The 16,052-nt window shown below is 64.3% G+C and carries 15 protein-coding genes; 8 read left to right on the top strand and 7 right to left on the bottom strand.

The window, feature by feature from the left end:
- Positions 1-10 precede the first annotated feature (10 nt).
- Complete coding sequence (locus AC1D75_RS21235; RefSeq protein ID WP_495517300.1) at positions 11-931, top strand: alpha/beta fold hydrolase; 921 nt, start codon at positions 11-13, stop codon at positions 929-931.
- Positions 932-1,012: 81 nt separating this feature from the next.
- Positions 1,013-1,168 (top strand): hypothetical protein, encoded by a 156-nt coding sequence (locus AC1D75_RS21230; RefSeq protein WP_495517299.1) that lies wholly within the window; start codon positions 1,013-1,015, stop codon positions 1,166-1,168.
- A gap of 33 nt (positions 1,169-1,201) precedes the next feature.
- On the opposite strand, the gene AC1D75_RS21225 is transcribed toward AC1D75_RS21230, so the two are convergent.
- The 4 genes from AC1D75_RS21225 to AC1D75_RS21210 all read right to left on the bottom strand — a co-directional run bounded on the left by AC1D75_RS21225 (position 1,202) and on the right by AC1D75_RS21210 (position 6,335).
- Positions 1,202-1,891, bottom strand: a complete 690-nt coding sequence (locus AC1D75_RS21225) for a DUF305 domain-containing protein (protein ID WP_495517298.1) — start codon at positions 1,889-1,891, stop codon at positions 1,202-1,204.
- Positions 1,888-3,390, bottom strand: a complete 1,503-nt coding sequence (locus tag AC1D75_RS21220; RefSeq protein WP_495517676.1) for an LVIVD repeat-containing protein — start codon at positions 3,388-3,390, stop codon at positions 1,888-1,890. Before AC1D75_RS21220 ends, AC1D75_RS21225 begins: the two co-directional genes overlap by 4 nt.
- Before the next feature lie 135 nt (positions 3,391-3,525).
- Positions 3,526-4,341, bottom strand: a complete 816-nt coding sequence (locus AC1D75_RS21215) for a hypothetical protein (RefSeq protein WP_495517297.1) — start codon at positions 4,339-4,341, stop codon at positions 3,526-3,528.
- The gene (locus AC1D75_RS21210; protein WP_495517296.1) at positions 4,338-6,335 is read right to left on the bottom strand and encodes a serine/threonine-protein kinase; all 1,998 of its coding nucleotides are present in this window, start codon (positions 6,333-6,335) and stop codon (positions 4,338-4,340) included. The genes AC1D75_RS21215 and AC1D75_RS21210 overlap by 4 nt, the downstream gene beginning before the upstream one ends.
- Positions 6,336-6,493: 158 nt before the next feature.
- Here AC1D75_RS21210 and AC1D75_RS21205 point away from each other — a divergent pair, with 158 nt between their 5' ends.
- The 6 genes from AC1D75_RS21205 to phoU all read left to right on the top strand — a co-directional run bounded on the left by AC1D75_RS21205 (position 6,494) and on the right by phoU (position 12,944).
- On the top strand, positions 6,494-6,958 hold the full coding sequence (locus AC1D75_RS21205; RefSeq protein ID WP_495517295.1) for a DUF8021 domain-containing protein: 465 nt from the start codon (positions 6,494-6,496) through the stop codon (positions 6,956-6,958).
- Between the two features lie 46 nt (positions 6,959-7,004).
- A complete protein-coding gene (locus AC1D75_RS21200; protein ID WP_495517294.1) occupies positions 7,005-7,505 on the top strand; it encodes a nuclear transport factor 2 family protein in 501 nt (166 codons plus the stop codon).
- A 200-nt stretch (positions 7,506-7,705) separates the two neighbouring features.
- Positions 7,706-8,698 (top strand): acyl-ACP desaturase, encoded by a 993-nt coding sequence (locus tag AC1D75_RS21195; protein WP_495517293.1) that lies wholly within the window; start codon positions 7,706-7,708, stop codon positions 8,696-8,698.
- Positions 8,699-8,801: 103 nt separating this feature from the next.
- A complete protein-coding gene (gene dusB / locus AC1D75_RS21190; protein WP_495517675.1) occupies positions 8,802-9,887 on the top strand; it encodes a tRNA dihydrouridine synthase DusB in 1,086 nt (361 codons plus the stop codon).
- Between the two features lie 198 nt (positions 9,888-10,085).
- A complete protein-coding gene (locus AC1D75_RS21185) occupies positions 10,086-12,191 on the top strand; it encodes an LCP family protein (RefSeq protein WP_495517292.1) in 2,106 nt (701 codons plus the stop codon).
- A 93-nt stretch (positions 12,192-12,284) separates the two neighbouring features.
- Entirely contained in the window at positions 12,285-12,944 is a 660-nt protein-coding gene (gene phoU / locus AC1D75_RS21180; RefSeq protein ID WP_495517291.1) for a phosphate signaling complex protein PhoU, read from the top strand.
- 9 nt (positions 12,945-12,953) lie between these two features.
- Here phoU and AC1D75_RS21175 read toward each other — a convergent pair whose 3' ends face one another.
- From AC1D75_RS21175 to pstB, 3 genes are read right to left on the bottom strand one after another with little or no spacing between them, the layout of a single operon-like run.
- Positions 12,954-13,811: a protein kinase domain-containing protein gene (locus tag AC1D75_RS21175; RefSeq protein WP_495517290.1), complete on the bottom strand. Its 858-nt coding sequence runs from the start codon at positions 13,809-13,811 to the stop codon at positions 12,954-12,956.
- The gene (locus AC1D75_RS21170) at positions 13,801-15,204 is read right to left on the bottom strand and encodes an FHA domain-containing protein (RefSeq protein WP_495517289.1); all 1,404 of its coding nucleotides are present in this window, start codon (positions 15,202-15,204) and stop codon (positions 13,801-13,803) included. The genes AC1D75_RS21175 and AC1D75_RS21170 overlap by 11 nt, the downstream gene beginning before the upstream one ends.
- A 46-nt stretch (positions 15,205-15,250) precedes the next feature.
- Positions 15,251-16,027 carry a phosphate ABC transporter ATP-binding protein PstB gene (pstB, locus tag AC1D75_RS21165; protein ID WP_482140685.1) on the bottom strand — a complete coding sequence of 259 codons (777 nt, stop codon included), beginning with the start codon at positions 16,025-16,027 and terminating at the stop codon, positions 15,251-15,253.
- Positions 16,028-16,052 lie beyond the last annotated feature (25 nt).

Here is a 16,052-nt window from a genome sequence, read left to right as displayed (position 1 = left end):
TCCTGGGTGCGTGATCGATGTCGAACGACCCAAGCTCGAGGGCAACGTCGCTGTCGGCGAAGGTCGGCGCATCGGTATCGCCGAGTTCGGTGCCGCCACCGGCCGGGCCGTCTTCTGGTTGCACGGCACACCCGGTGCCCGACGACAGATCCCTATCGAAGCCCGGCGATACGCCGAACGCGAGAACATCCGGATCATCGGCCTCGATCGTCCCGGTGTCGGGTCGTCCACCCCGCACCGTTACGAATCCGTCCACGCGTTCGCCGACGACGTCTCGACGATCGCCGACATCCTGGGCATCGGACGCTTTGCCGTGATCGGACTGTCCGGCGGCGGCCCCTACGCGCTGGCCGTCGCGGACGCGATCCCCGAGCGGGTGGTGGTCACCGGCATCCTCGGCGGGGTCGCGCCGACCAAGGGCCCGGAGGCGATCGACGGCGGTGCGATGGAGTTCGGCAAGCTGCTCGCGCCGCTGCTCCCGACACTCGGGATGCCGATCGGCCGGGTGCTGAGTTCATTTTTCCGCGTGGCCCGCCCGGTGGCCGAACCCGCCATCGGACTCTACGGTCGCTTCTCCCCCGCCGCCGACCGCGAACTGCTGCAGCGTCCCGAATTCAAGGCCATGTTCCTCGACGACCTACTCAATGGCGGCCGCAAACAAATGGAAGCACCGTTCGCCGATGTTGTTGTGTTCTGCCGTGATTGGGGCTTCTCGGTCAGCGATATCACCGGACCGGTGCGGTGGTGGCACGGCGATCACGACCACATCATCCCGCACGCACATGGCGAGCACATGGTGGGATTGCTGCCCGACGCGAAACTCGTCACCATGACCGGGGAAAGCCACCTCGGCGGACTCGGTATGGCCGTCGACATCCTCGCCGAGCTGATGAGTGTGTGGGATCAGCAGACCGGGATCCTCATCCCCTGACCCCGCTCGCCGCGCATATGCGCGAAGTACGCTGTTCTCGGGTCTCGATCAGATACCTCGACCGATCAGAGAGGCAACACGATGTCCGACTGGGTGCGCAAGATCAAAGAAGAAGCCAAGGAGTTCGTCGCGTCCGCCGAGCAGGAACTGACCGTCCTCGAAGGTGTCGACGGAGTCGATCCTCTTGACCCCGACCACGACGATGAGGACGAGCAGAACCCGAAAGAGCCTGCCTGACACCTATTGAGCGACACGTCGGACCGGCTACGGCTAGGTCGGGTACGGCAGCGCTTGTCCGCCGCGCTGGTTGAGCATCACCGTCATCACGCCGATCTCTTCGGACTGCTCTTTGACCATGGCCGTCGCGGCCCGTCGGATCGCCGGGTCCCCGGCCTCCTGGCTGGCGTACGCCGCCATGTCGATCCCGCCCTGGTGATGACGGATCATCAACTGCAGGAACAGGATCTCCGCCTCTACGCCCGCGGCGTTGTGCAACGCTGTGAGCTCGTCGCCGTTGGCAGTACCCGGCATGGCCGCCGGAGTGGAACCGTCCGACCCGGCCGGGGCCGTTCCATCGGGCACCGGGGCCGTTCCCATGTGGCCGTGGTCTTCCGGCTTCATCCAGCTCATCGTCTGATCACTCTGCAATGGCGCATCGAGCATCTGCAGCCATCCGGTCATCTGGCCGATCTCGCGCCACTGGGCGGCCTTGATCTGATTCGCCAGCCCACGTACGTCTGGCGAACTGTCGACCGACATCATGTCGGCCATCATGATCGCCTGCTGATGATGCGCCGACATGTCCTGGGCAAAGCCGATGTCCACGGCGGTTGCTTTCGTCTGCGACTGCGCGGTGTCGTCGTCGGGGCTGATGGCCAGGCCGATACCCAGTCCGATGATCAAGGTGATCACCAGAGCCGAGGCCGGCCACCACCACCGACGAAGGGTTGAATCGGTCACCGCGGCGGGTACACCGAGGGATCCAGCTGCAAGGTCATGAACCCATTGTCCATGCACGTCACCCACAGCTGGTCGCCGTGGAACTCCGGGGGTGACAGACACCAGTCGGCCGATAGGTCGCCGCCTGCCAACCGGTTCTGATCGCTGATGATCCCATCTGCGCGCGCTTCCCCCTGCAGCACTGCGCGGGCCACCGCGAGCGTGCCGAGAATTGCCGGCAACTCGACCGAACCAAACAACGCATGACTCGAATTGGTGAGCTGCTCGACCTTGCCACGCTGTGCCGGCGGGTTGAAGTACGCGATCTCCCGGAAATGATCGGGATCTCTGATGTCGAAGACCCGGATGCCCGACTGAATCCAGCCACAGGCCATCGCAGTCGGATCCACCTGGCGATCGATGGCGCAGTAGTGCGCGTCGTAGCCGAAGAGCCCGTTGCCGGCCGTACTCTGCGCCCAGCGGTTCGCATTCTCGGGCAGGTTGATCGCCAGCTTGATGGCGTTGCGCTGCGTGAGATTTGCCGAGTTGCTCGCGTCGAACAATTTGACGCCGCCCGAACCGGCCTCGTCGACCGCGAAGAGAAATGGCCGGCCGTCATACGTCGCGTAGATGTTGTGCTGCGTGACCTGACCGTCGGCCCAGTACTTCTCTCCGATATGCGGCATCATCTGGGGCACAATGGTTCTGGGCTTGCGGTTCTGAACGTCGGTGACGTCGATGACCGTCAGTCCGAACAGGTTCGCCAAATATAGGGTGTTGCCATCGGGCGAGAATCCCATGCCGTGGGCTTCGACTCCGGTGATCCCCGACCAGACGATCATCGGGTTACGCGGATCGGTGAGGTCGACGGCGCTGAGATACCCCGGAGCGATACCGGATGCCCAGTAGGTGTTGCCGTCGGGCGAGAAGTCACCCTCGTGGGTGGTGATCGGCATCGGCATGCTCAATTGGGAGCCGGCGCCGGTGTTAAGCAGTCGCGGGTGGGCGCAATCGCCGGAAATGTCGTAGACCGAGATGTAGCCGGCACCCTCGAGTATCCCGACACCGGTCCCGACCAGGAGACCGCGTTTCTGGTTGACCTTCAACGACTCCCACGTGCCACCCACCATGGCTGGTTCGGTGAGCACCGCGGAGAGTTTCGGGGTTCGCGGATCTGACGCGTCAATGACTTGCACCCCCGGATTTGGTCCGAGGAAGCTTGCCGGAAATGTCGACCCGGTGTACGAACAGTTCTTGTAGGTGGCGCTGACGATGCCGGCGCCCTGACCCTGATACTGCCCGATCAGATCGAGGTTGCAGTTGTAACCCTGGGTGCTGCGCCCCGACTTGCGGTCGGCCAGCGGAACTTCGCCCTGGATCCCGGTTTCCACCCGATCGCCCTCGCGACACGAGGCCGGCGCGACCGCGGTCGCCCAGACATCGGTGAGGTCGTTGTACCCCGGTGGCGCTGTGGCCACCGCCGGACCGGCCACAGTCAGGCCGGCCGACACCACCGCCATCGTCACCGCAACCCGACCCAAAGCACGAACGAATTCATACCGCGACACAGTGTCCCCCTCCGGACGCACCACATTGTGCTGTCGCGGACAGTACCGCTCCGAGGTGCCCGAGGGCGGGATATGCCGATTCCGGCGTCAGTTGATGACGGGCAGACTGTTGGCCAATGCAGTGAGTTCGTCCACCGTGGTTCGGGTGTCCACCGCACCGAGTTCGATATAGACACCGGGATGAGAATCGACGGTCAATCCGATCCACTTGGTCTCTCCGGCAGGATCACCCACCACGGCCCGACCCCCCTGCCAGGTGGTGCTGCGGACATCGGTCCACCCACGGATCTCCGTCATCCGCGACTCGAGCTGCTCCGGGCTGACATAGAAGTCCGTCCAGAGGTCGTACTCCGTGCCGTCGACCTCCAGTGCACATCGGAAGCCGCCCTTGATGAACAGTTCACCCGAGCCGTCCCGGTCGGTCCCCTCCTCGGGCGGAAGGGCATCGAACCTGGTCTCGCACAACATCGCGTTCCAGCCTTCCTCGGACGGGGCGGCAGGAAGCAGTTCGGCGAGTTCCGCTGCAGGTTGCGCGAGCAAACCCCACCCGGCTCCGACCTCGACGGTGGCTCCGGCATCGGGTTCCGATACCCGGCCCTTGTCGTCGACCGCCCGGACCGAGTACTCGACCGTTGTCGAACCTTCCGGAGCGACGGCGGAGGCGTCGGTGAACTCACGATCCGAGCCCGTGTACACAACCTCGGTGCCGCGGCTGAGCAAAAACGACTCGGCATCGGAATCCGCAGACCACGTCACCTTCACCACGCCGCCTTCCTGGACGGCCTTCATACCGGAGGGCTCCGCGACATCTCCTGCGCCCCGGACAAAATAGGTGACCGCCAGTGCGACCACCAACGCCACGACCGCTCCGACCACCAGCAGTGGCCACGCCCAGCGCTTCACAGCGGCAGCTCGTCGAGTACGGCCGCGGCATCGGCATTCTTACCGTTGTCCATGACCACCGAAACGTCGTACTTCTCCAGATCGGGGTCGTCGAAGGCGAAGAGCAACGTACCCGCCCAGTCGCTGTTCGGTCCGTCACCCTGGTAGAGCAACCCGCGCACGCCCTTGTCCGTGGTGACCGTTGCCGTCTGCAGATCCAGGCTGTCGAGGTACTCGTCCCGCGCCTGCTTGGATTCGAACTCCCGCAACCGAACCGAATACTCACCGTCGGTGGAACGACACAGGATCGTGCCGGTTTTGGGAACATCGGTGTCGACCGATCCGACACCACCCCAGCACGCCTCTCCGGTGAAAGTGTCGGTCGACAGCGGGCTCGGACCGACGATGTCTCCGAACGCTGCCGCCAGCTCCTCGACCCCGTGCCAGCGCTGTGTCACAACGACTTCCTCGGTGGCCGGGCCAAATGGTGAGGCATCGCGATCGCCGGATCGCGCCGACACCGAATACGTGTACGCACCCGGTAGCGGCACCGGCTGTGAATACTGAGGGTCGCCACCGACGTAGATGATCGTTTCTCCCTGGCGCAGCGCGTATTCGGAGGCACCGTCGACGGCAGGCCAGCTGATGTCCACCGTGGTCTCACCGACTTCGGCGGTGGGTTGCCCCGGTGCGGCAAGGGCATCGCCACCCCCGAACATCAACAGCCCCAAGACAACTCCGACGACCACCGCGAGAGCCACGATCGGGCCGGCCATCACCGCGGCACGCTTGAACCACGGCGGCTTGTGCCCCGGTCCGCCGGAAGCCGCACCAAAGGGGACGAAGCCCGCACCCGGCGGGCCTCCCGGTGGCGGTGTGGTCTGGTTGTAATTCGGATACTGCCCGCTTGGTACCTGCGGACTCGATGGCGACGAATGTCCGCCGACCGGCGGGCCGCCCTGATATCCCGTACCGCCACCGGAATGACCTGGATTCGATTGATACGGATTCGACTGGGGCCGAGCCAGATTCGCCGACGGCGGATAGGTGATCGCGGCTGTCGCAGGAGCCGGTCCCTGATGACCCACATGAGGCGGACCAGGTTGCGGAGCCACATTCCCCGGGATCGGCGCAAAAGCATGTTGTGCTCGGGTGATCCGTTGAGCCCCACCACCCTGCAATGCCTCTTGCGCGGCCTCGGCGAGTTCGCGTCCGGAGTTGAATCGGTCGGCGGGTTTCTTGGCCATCGCCCGGGCGATCACCGCAGCCATGGCCGCCGGGACCGCGGGATTGGCAACCGCCGGATTCGGCGGCGGGTTGAACATGTGCGCAGCCATCAGCCCCTGACTCGTCGGGGCATCGAACGGCGCTGTGGCCGTGAGGAGTTCGTAGAGACTGCAACCCAGCGCATAGATGTCGGCGTGGTGATCGATCTCCTCGCCACCAACCTGTTCAGGAGCGCTGTATCGCAGCGTTCCCACCGTCATACCGACCGAGGTCAGGCTGCTGTCGGTTTCCTGCGCCATCCGCGCGATCCCGAAATCGGTGAGTTTCACCGCGTCCGGGTTCATCGGATCGGAGCCGGGGGTGATCAGGATGTTGCCGGGTTTGACGTCGCGATGGAGGAGACCTTTGCGATGCGCGTAGTCGAGACCGTCGGCGACCTTCGCGATGATCGTGACCGCCAGACGCGGGTGAAGCGGTCCGCCCGACAGCATCTGGGCCGCATCTGTGCCGGGAACGAACTCCATCGCAATCCACAACTGGCCATCGTGCGTGCCCCGATCGAGCACATTCACCAGGTTGGGATGACTCAACGGCGCGACCAGGTCTGCCTCACGCTCGAACCGTGCACGGGTATCCGGATCACTGCCGTAGGTGCTGTTGAGGAGTTTGATCGCGTCGGCGCGCGGAAGTCGCGGGTGCTGGGCCTTGTAGACCTCACCCATTCCGCCGCGGCCGATCAGCTCGAGGATCTGATAGCCACCGATGTGAGACCCGATCGCCACACTCATAGCCACTCGACCTTTCTCGTCACCCGCCGGCGGCGAGATGCGGTCGATACTATCGACAGCCGCCGACGGCACACCAGGACTCGAGCAGCTATTAGTCCGTCTGACCGATCACGAAAGAATTCCCCCGCCCGGCGGATTGAGCACATACGCTTACTCTCATGAAACCTGCCGCATCCCGGTTCATCGTCGGCGCCGCATTGACCGGGGCGGCACTGCTGACGGCGACGCCATCCGCGATGGCCGGCGATCAGAGCACACCCTGCACGGCCGACGCACAACGCCTCGGGGCACAGACTTACGTTGCCGCGCTTGCCGATCCACGACTCGCCTACGACGTACCGCTGGCCGAGGACGTCATCCGATTCGAGAACGGGCTGCAGACCGGCTTCTCCGGGCCGTTCATGAAAGCCGAACTGGCCGCCCACCTGCAGTACGGCGGCATCACCGGAATCGGGAACGCGACGTGGCGCCAGCACGACAATCTGGTGCGAACGGTGTACGACCTCGACTACGGGTTCGCCGGTCTCGACCTCGCCGGAGCCACCGTCGACGAAACATTCGCCTTCGACGACCAGTGCCGGATCAAACGGATCGATGCGACGATCACCGTCCACCTCGCCTGAACGGCAGCCGAGCGGACACCATTGACGACCAGGGGAGACAGAACAGATGGGGCAGTTCACCAGGGCTGAACTCGAGTCGGAGTTCAGCAAGTTCAAAGCGGTCAATGACGCAGTCGCGATCACCCAGGACTGGAATCGGTGGGCCGACCAGTTCACCGAGGACGCCGACTACGTCGAACACGCGCTGGGCACCTTCAAAGGCCGCGAGGAGATCCGGGCGTGGGTCAACAAGACGATGGGACGCTTCCCCGGCAACCACATGGTCGGATACATCTCGTTGTGGCATGTCATCGATCCCGAGACCGGCCGGGTGATCTGTGAGATCGACAACCCCATGCGCGATCCCGGCGACGGCAGCGTCTTCACGGCCACGAACATCACGATCCTGACGTACGGCGGCGACGGCCTGTGGGCAAAAGAAGAGGACATCTATAACCCCGCAGAGTTTGCCCAGGCAGCCAAAGCCTGGTGCAATAGGGCACAGGAGCTGGGAAATCTCACCGAAGAGGCTTCCGAATGGCTCATCAAGTTCGGTAAATATGTGTGAAAACCCCGCGTTACCTGCACCACAATCCGACAATGTCGGGTAACACCGACGTGCGCGGGCACGACGCCCCTGAGGTACTGACGACAACTGGTGTGGCGCCGCTTTTACTGGCCGAGCGCGCCGCGCAACAACTTGGGTGACGGCATCACGATCCCGTACCCTGAAGCCTTACAGCCTAGCCCTTCCTGGAGGAATATCTGATGGCACGCGAGTTGACCCAACTTGAGCTACTGAAGGAACTGTCACCGGCGGCCGAAGAGAACGTCAACCGCCACCTGCGCACGACGAGGGATTGGCATCCTCATGACTACGTGCCGTGGGACGAGGGCCGGAACTTCGCCGCGCTCGGTGGCGTCGACTGGGATCCCGAGCAGTCGCAGCTCAACGAGGTTGCCAAGGCCGCCATGGTCACAAACCTGCTGACCGAGGACAACCTGCCGTCCTACCACCGCGAGATCGCCGAGAACTTCTCGATGGACGACGCATGGGGTCACTGGGTCGGCCGTTGGACCGCGGAAGAGAACCGGCACGGCATCGTGATGCGCGACTACCTCGTGGTCACCCGCGGCGTCGATCCCGTGGCGCTCGAAGAGGCCCGCATGATCCACATGACCAACGGCTATTCGCCGCTACAGGCCGCAGGCGACCGCGCCGACGAGCTGGGCGAAGAGGCAGCAGGCATCCTCCGGTCGGTCGCGTATGTGACCTTCCAGGAACTCGCCACCCGCGTCTCGCACCGCAACACCGGCAAGGCCTGCAACGACCCGATCGCCGATCGGATGCTGCAGCGCATCGCCGCTGACGAGAACCTGCACATGGTCTTCTACCGCAACATCTGCAGCGCAGCCCTCGATCTGGTCCCGGATCAGGCGATGAAGGCGATCTACGAGATCGTGTCCAACTTCCAGATGCCCGGCGCCGGCATGCCCAACTTCCGTCGCAACGGTGTCCTGATGGCCAAGCACGGCATCTACGACCTGCGTCAGCACCTCGAAGAGGTCGTCCAGCCCGTCCTGCGCAAGTGGAACATCTTCGAGCGCGACGACTTCGGACCCGAAGGCCAGAAGATCCGCGAGGATCTCGGAGCCTTCCTCGAGAAGCTCGAAGCCGACACCCTCAAGTTCGAAGAAATGCGTGATCGTTCGCTGGCGCGCGAAGCCGCCAAGCGCGAAAAAGCCGCAGCCGCTTCCTAAACAGAAAACCACTGAGCTGACCGCACTACTGCCAGAAACCGTCACAACCCCGGCCCTACGGATCGGGTCCATCGAGCTGTCCAGCCCGGTGGTCCTGGCCCCGATGGCCGGGGTGACCAATGTTGCCTTCCGGACCTTGTGCCGCGAACTCGAACTCGCGCGGATGGGCACCGTCGCCGGACTCTATGTCTGCGAGATGGTGACCGCCCGCGCGCTGGTCGAACGGCATCCGGTCACTATGCACATGACCACCTTCGGCCCGGAGGAAAACCCCAGGTCGATGCAGTTGTACACGGTTGATCCCGAGTACACATACGCTGCCGCGAAGATGATCGTCGACGAGAATCTCGCCGACCACATCGACATGAACTTCGGCTGCCCGGTCCCCAAGGTCACTCGTAAGGGTGGCGGTTCGGCGATTCCGTACAAGCGCCGACTGTTCGCGAATATCGTCGCCGCGGCGGTCCGCGCCACCGAGGGCACCGATGTCCCGGTGACGGTCAAGTTCCGGGTCGGCATCGACGAAGACCACCACACACACCTCGACGCCGGCCGTATCGCGGCCGCCGAGGGCGCGAAAGCTGTTGCGCTGCACGCACGTACCGCATCACAGCGTTACTCCGGCAACGCCGACTGGAATCAGATCGCACGCCTGAAGGAACACGTCACCGATGTTCCGGTCCTCGGCAACGGCGACATCTTCGAACCCGCCGACGCCACCCGGATGATGTACGAAACCGGCTGCGACGGCGTGGTCATCGGCCGCGGCTGCCTCGGCCGCCCGTGGTTGTTCGCCGAACTGAGTGCCGAATTGAACGGCACTCCCGCCCCACCCGCCCCAAATCTCGGTGAAGTGGCGCAGATCATTGTCCGGCATGGGCAACTCCTCGCCGACCATCACGGCGAGTTCAAAGGCATGCGTGAGATCCGCAAGCACGTCGCCTGGTATCTCCGCGGGTTCCCCGTGGGTTCGGAACTCCGGCGCGAGATGGCGTTGGTCGAAACCGTTACCCAGCTGGCCGACCTCGTCGGACAATTACCCGCTGACGTGCCGTTCCCCGACGACGCACACGGTCCACGCGGCCGCCAGGGGTCACCCTCTGCGGTGGCGCTCCCCGAGGGCTGGCTCGACGATCCCGACGACGAAGCGGTCCCGGCAGGGGCCGAGGTCATGCATTCGGGTGGCTGAATCCGCCCCACCGCCGCGGTAGCGTTCGCGAACTTCAGATCCAATCTGGCGCATCTCGGCGCTCCACACCGCACATTCTCATCCCTCACATAGGGATGCGCCCGTTTTGGTCAGTATCATCGAGACGGCGCCGTGCCCGCTGAATGTTCAGACGGGCCTGAGATACAGCCCGGCGCCCAGATGGCTGAAGGAACATGGGTGAGCGAGGACGAACTCCGGGCACGCGCGTCCGAGGAGCGCCGCGATGAGATTCGCCGTCAGCTCGGCGCACCCTCCGACGAGGTACTGCGGGAGCCGACCAGTCGCGAGCTGATCGAGGGCGACCGCAATCGATTGACCGTCCGCGAGCTGCTCAACCGGATGAATGCAGCGGCCCGGTCCGACGACGAAGATTCCGGCGATGCCCCGCAGAGTCCTCCGCCGCCGCCGAAACCGCCGCAGCAGAACACAGCGCCCCCCGCCTCACCAAGCTCTTCCCAACCGGCATCGCCGACGTCCGCCTCCACGCCTCGTCGTCTCCGGCGCGTGAGTCCGGCAGATGCACCGACCGAACGGATTGTCGGTCCAGGGGAACCCACGTTCGTCGAGGCCGACGCGAAGACCGAGGTCATCCCGGCCACTCCCGACGCCACGGTCACCAAATACATCCCGCCGATCAGCGCTGCGGCACGGATCCCAGAGCTGTCCACCGAAGACGCCGCGGCCGCGGCGCCGCGCGCAGTGGGCTCCGGTCCCGCGACCCCCTCACGTCGGCGGGCCACACCACCCGAAGTCCGCGACCACAAGCAGTTGATGCACCGCGCCACGGTCGGTGGCCGAATCCTCATCGCTCTCGCCTGCGTGTTGGCGCTGCTCGGTACGGGCGCAGTGTGGGGATATCAGAAGGTCAAGGACAGCAATTGGAACACCGTTGACGCGGTGAACCCCGATAACGACCAGATTCGCGACAAACAGCTGCAGACCGGCGACGAGACCTACCTGATCGTCGGCACCGACACGCGAGCCGGGCAGAACGGCACCGTCGGCGCAGGCGACAGCGTGGATTTCGAGGGCAGCGCCCGCTCGGACACCGTGATCATGGTGAACATCCCGGCCGACCGCAGTCGCGTTGTCGCCGTGTCGTTTCCCCGCGACCTGCAGGTCGACCGGCCCGAATGCTCCAGCTGGAACAACGAAGACGGTGAATACACCTCCGAGGAGGTCCCGTCGGCCACCGGCGTGAAACTCAACAGCGTGTACGGCGATGGCGGCCCGAAGTGCCTGGTCGAAACCCTCACCTCCATGACCGGCCTGAACATCAACCACTTCATCGCCATGGATTTCTACGGGTTCGAGCAGGTGGTCAACAAAATCGGCGGTGTCGAGGTCTGCTCGACAACCCCGCTGAAGGACTACGAACTCGGCACCATCCTCGCCAAGCCCGGCACGAAGACACTGAAGGGCTCCAAGGCCCTGGACTACGTACGGGCCCGCAACATCGAAACCGAGGGCAACGGCGACTACGGACGGATCAAACGGCAGCAGCTGTTCATGTCGTCGCTGCTGCGTGGAGCACTGTCCAGTCAGGTCCTGACCAATCCGAGCACTCTCAACGGCATCATCGACACCTTCATCAAGTACAGCTACGTCGACCGGGTCAACACCGACAACCTGGTGGAGCTGGGCCAGTCGATGCAGGGACTCGATGCCGGGCGGGTGACCTTCCTGACCGTGCCGACCTCGGGTACCGCGGAGGACGGGTCCGGTAACGAGATCCCACGACTCGACGACATCGACGCGATCTTCAATGCGATCATCAACGATTTGCCGCTCCCCGGGGAGAAGTCCGAAACTCCCGAATCGGGCACGCCGACGCCCGGCCCGACGACCACCGCGCCCAAGCCCGCGGAGGCGACTGTCACCGCCCTCTCGCCGTACTCGATTTCGCTGCGCGTGCTCAACGGCACCGGTACCAGTGGCATCGCCGCCGAAACCGCCACCGATCTGGCCAACTACGGCTTCGAGATCTACGGCGTCGCCGATGCCTCGGAAAACCGCACCGACACCGTGGTCCGGTACGGCCCGGGCGAACAGCAGTCCGCTGCAACGGTCGCCCAGATGTTCCCCGGTGCCACGATCCAGGCGGATTCAACGGTCAGCTCGGGCGTCGAGGTCATCCTCGGCAGCGACTTCTCGGGCACCCTTGACGACGCACCGGCCGAAGGTGCGCAGGTCAGCGTCCGAGAGCTGCCACGGGAGTCCAATCCCGACGACCTCCCCAACGACCTCACGGTCACCAACGCGGGTGACGCCACCTGCGCGTGATCATCGGATCCGAGCCCCAGTACACGGCTGCCGTTCATTTGCAGTTCACCACCTGACAACCATTTGCCCTGCTTGTGGCAGTACGGTGGGGATATGCGTAGTGCGTACATTGAGCAGATGGCAGAACTCAACGGAGTTCTCGGACAGATGTGTGAGTTGGCGGGGATCGCAATGGAGCGTTCCACCCAAGCCTTGCTACAGGCTGATCTGGCCGTGGCCGAAGAGGTCATCGGCGCCCACGAACAGCTGACGACGCTGTCGACCACAGCCGAGGAACGAGCCTTCGCCATCCTCGCGCTACAGGCGCCGGTGGCCGGCGACTTGCGGGCGATCGTCAGCGGATTTCAGATTGTCGCCGACATCGAGCGGATGGGCGCCTTGGCGCTGCACGTCGCGAAGGTGGCACGCCGACGTCACCCGGCCAAGGCTCTCCCGGAGGAAGTCAACGGCTACTTCGCCGAGATGGGCCGCCTGGCCGTCGCCATGGCATCGAGCGCTCGTGAGGTTCTCAACACCCAGAACCCGGAAGACGCACTGAAGCTACAGGACGACGACGATGCGATGGATGATCTGCACCGGCATCTGTTCACCGTTCTGATGGATCGTGACTGGCCGTACGGCGTGGCCGCCGCGGTCGATGTCACGCTGCTCGGCCGCTACTACGAGCGCTTCTCAGATCACGCGGTCCTCATCGGCCGTCGCGTGGTTTTTCAGGCAACCGGTCAGACACCGGAGCAGTTCTCCGAGGTCTGAACCCGGCGTTCAACGGCTGTATCCGCGGCCGATCTCGGCGATACGATCGGCGAGTTCGGCCGCGGTACGGAATCGGTCGCTATGCGGCGCAAGGCATTCCGACACCAGTTCCTGTTCGGCAGCCGAGAGCGCAGAGCTGAGTACGGGCTTGGTCGACTGCACTGTCCGGATTGCCACCAGCGGCTGCATGTCCGGCAATTCGCCATAGAGCCCCTCACCAGTCAGCGTGCGATGGATCGTCGCTCCCAGCGCCCACAGATCCGTTGCCCGCGAAGGCGCTTGGCCGACCAGCATATCGGGATCAGCGAACTCCAGCGTCGCCGATGATCCGACGCCACTGACCGCGGTCGCCGCTGTGATCACCCGCGCCAGGCCCAGCGCACTGAGCACGCCTGCCGGCCCGTCCTGATCGCCGCCGATCATCACGTTGGCGGGTTTGATATCCCCATGGACCAGACCCGCCTGATGCATGTCGTGAGCCCCACGTGCGGCGCCTTCGAGTACCGCCAAAGCCTGTTCGCGTTGCAGGGGCATGGCAGGCGCGGCCATCGACCCACCCGGCAGATAGTCCATGGAGTACATGAACTGATCGCCCAGTGCTGCCTCGTAGAGCCGGAGCAGGTGCGTCGAACGGACTTCGGAGAATGTTCGGAGTTCCCGAACGCCGCGATGGAACGCATCTTCGCCCACCGGATTCGAAAAGACTTTCAGCGCAACATGTTCAGCGGGAAGTGAAAGTCGCTCCGGAGCCACCGCGAGGTATGAGATCCCGTGACTGCCCGCGCCGAGGGCACGAACGATCCGGTAGTCGGCGATCGCGGCAGGCGATCTACGTGCATCGGATCCCGACGGCGAATCAACGTACATCGCTCACCCTCCCATGCGGAGACTCGAACAGCAGCGATCGGCTACCCACCCGCAACTGCGAACCCGGGTAGAGCACAGCTTCTTGCCCACGTCGCAGCGTGATCCAGCCCGACGCTCGGGGATGTCGCACATAGGTGCCGTTGACCGAACCGGCATCGATCACGCGAACCTCCCAATCCACAAGGCGCAGTTCACAATGCGCGCGCGACATCGAACCGGAGGTGTCGTTGATCCGGATCGGGTCCAACGGCCCGATTCCGCCGGCGGACACCCCACCACGGCCGGCGACCATCGGTTCGGGATCGCGGCCGATCAACAGATCCCCGGCCACGACGTAGGTGGAACCGTCGTCGATCACCAACAGCCCCAAAGGCGGTCGCGGCCCTTGCACCAAGGCGCCTGTGTGCCGGTCGATCCGGATACCGCAGCGGGTGCAGATTGGAAGCCGCGGATCGTTGATATGTCCGTTGACACAGAGCAATCCGTGGATCTGCAGCTTCTGCTCACGGGCCGACACTCGCGAGTTGCCGACCTTGACAGGGCGGTTGGCCACGTCGGTCGGCGCCGACGACAGCGCCGAATCCAATACATCCTGGGGTGGGACCAGCGTCGGTTCGGCCACACCTTGACGAAACCCGGTGGGCTTACGCGGACCGCCGACGATGGGGAGCGGACTGCGGGCGCTCTGCGTCACCTCTTCGTGATCGTCGAGCCGAACAGACAACAGCGGTGGTGCCAAACGTATTTCGGCGTCGCTGTCGGTGGCGCCGACCATGAGCGGCGTCGACTCCGACTCGTCGTCCACCGGCGCGGTCTGCGGGATCATGTAGACCGCGCTGTCGGTGGACGGCGACGCGGACGGCCACAGGATCATCCCGGCTCCGGGGGCTGCACCTTTCTCCAGGGAGAAGATGTGCGACGGCGCGATCCCGGAGGCTCCGATGGGACCGCCCGAGAGCGGGTCCGTCTCGTCGATCGTGACCGCGACCGCATAGAGGCTGCTGGGATAGCTGCGCTGGACCAGGAACCCGGAGTCGGCCCCGCGCACCACCTCTGGGGACGCGAGTTCCGTGACGTACATCCGCGCAGTCGCACCGCCATAGACGAATACCTCGAGCCCGCCGCGGGAATCGGTCGAGATGACCGCGAAGTCGGGGCTGCTGTCTTCGTTGGCCAGCAACCACTTGGTCAGTGACCGCAGCCGAGAACTTTCCTGCGTCCCGGATTCGGACGGCAACTCTGTGGCAATCCGCGCAAGATCAGTCAGTGTCGCACTGGTTTTCATCGGATCGGCATCGATGAGCAGCAGCGAAGGTCCGCGGCGGAGAGCGATGCCACGGCCAGGCAGCACGCTGACCGGATGTTTGACCGTCACTCCCCCATCATCACCCATGCCGCCGGATTTTCGCCCGTTCGGGGCCAGGCGACGATCGTTCGGACTAGCCGAATCGACCGGAGATGTAGTCTTCCGTTGCGCGTTGCGCGGGGTTGGAGAACATCGTCTCCGTGTCGCTTACCTCGATCAGTTGACCCGGTTGACCGACACCGGCCAGGTTGAAGAACGCCGTCTGGTCACTGACACGCGCAGCCTGCTGCATATTGTGGGTGACGATGACGATGGTGAAGTCCTTCTTGAGCTCGTTGATCAGCTCTTCGATGGCCAGCGTCGAGATCGGGTCGAGAGCTGAGCAAGGCTCGTCCATCAACAGCACCTCAGGCGAGACCGCGATGGCGCGCGCGATGCACAGGCGCTGCTGCTGACCGCCGGAAAGGCTGCCACCCGGCTTGTCGAGACGGTCCTTGACCTCTTCCCAGAGGTTCGCGCCACGCAGGCTGCGCTCGGCGACCTCGTCGAGCTTCTTCTTGTCCCGCAAGCCCTGCAGGCGAAGGCCTGCGACCACGTTGTCCTTGATGGACATCGTCGGGAAGGGGTTCGGCCGCTGGAACACCATGCCGATGGTGGAACGCACCGACACCGGGTCGATGTTCTTGCTGTAGATGTCCTCGCCGTCGAGCAACACCTTGCCCTCGACGCGGGCACCCGGGGTGACCTCATGCATGCGGTTGAGCGTGCGCAGCACCGTCGATTTGCCACAACCGGACGGACCGATGAAGGCGGTGATGCAGCGCGGCGGCACTTCCAGGCTCACGTCCTTGACCGCGTGGAAGGCGCTGTAATAGATGTTCAGGTCTTTGATATCGAGGCGCTTTGCCATGAATCTGTACTTTCGTTCGCTACTG

The sequence above is a fragment of the Williamsia sp. Y712 genome, from assembly GCF_059445525.1.
The sequence above is the reverse complement of the archived record's forward strand: the minus strand, read 5'-3'. Positions and strand labels throughout refer to the sequence as shown.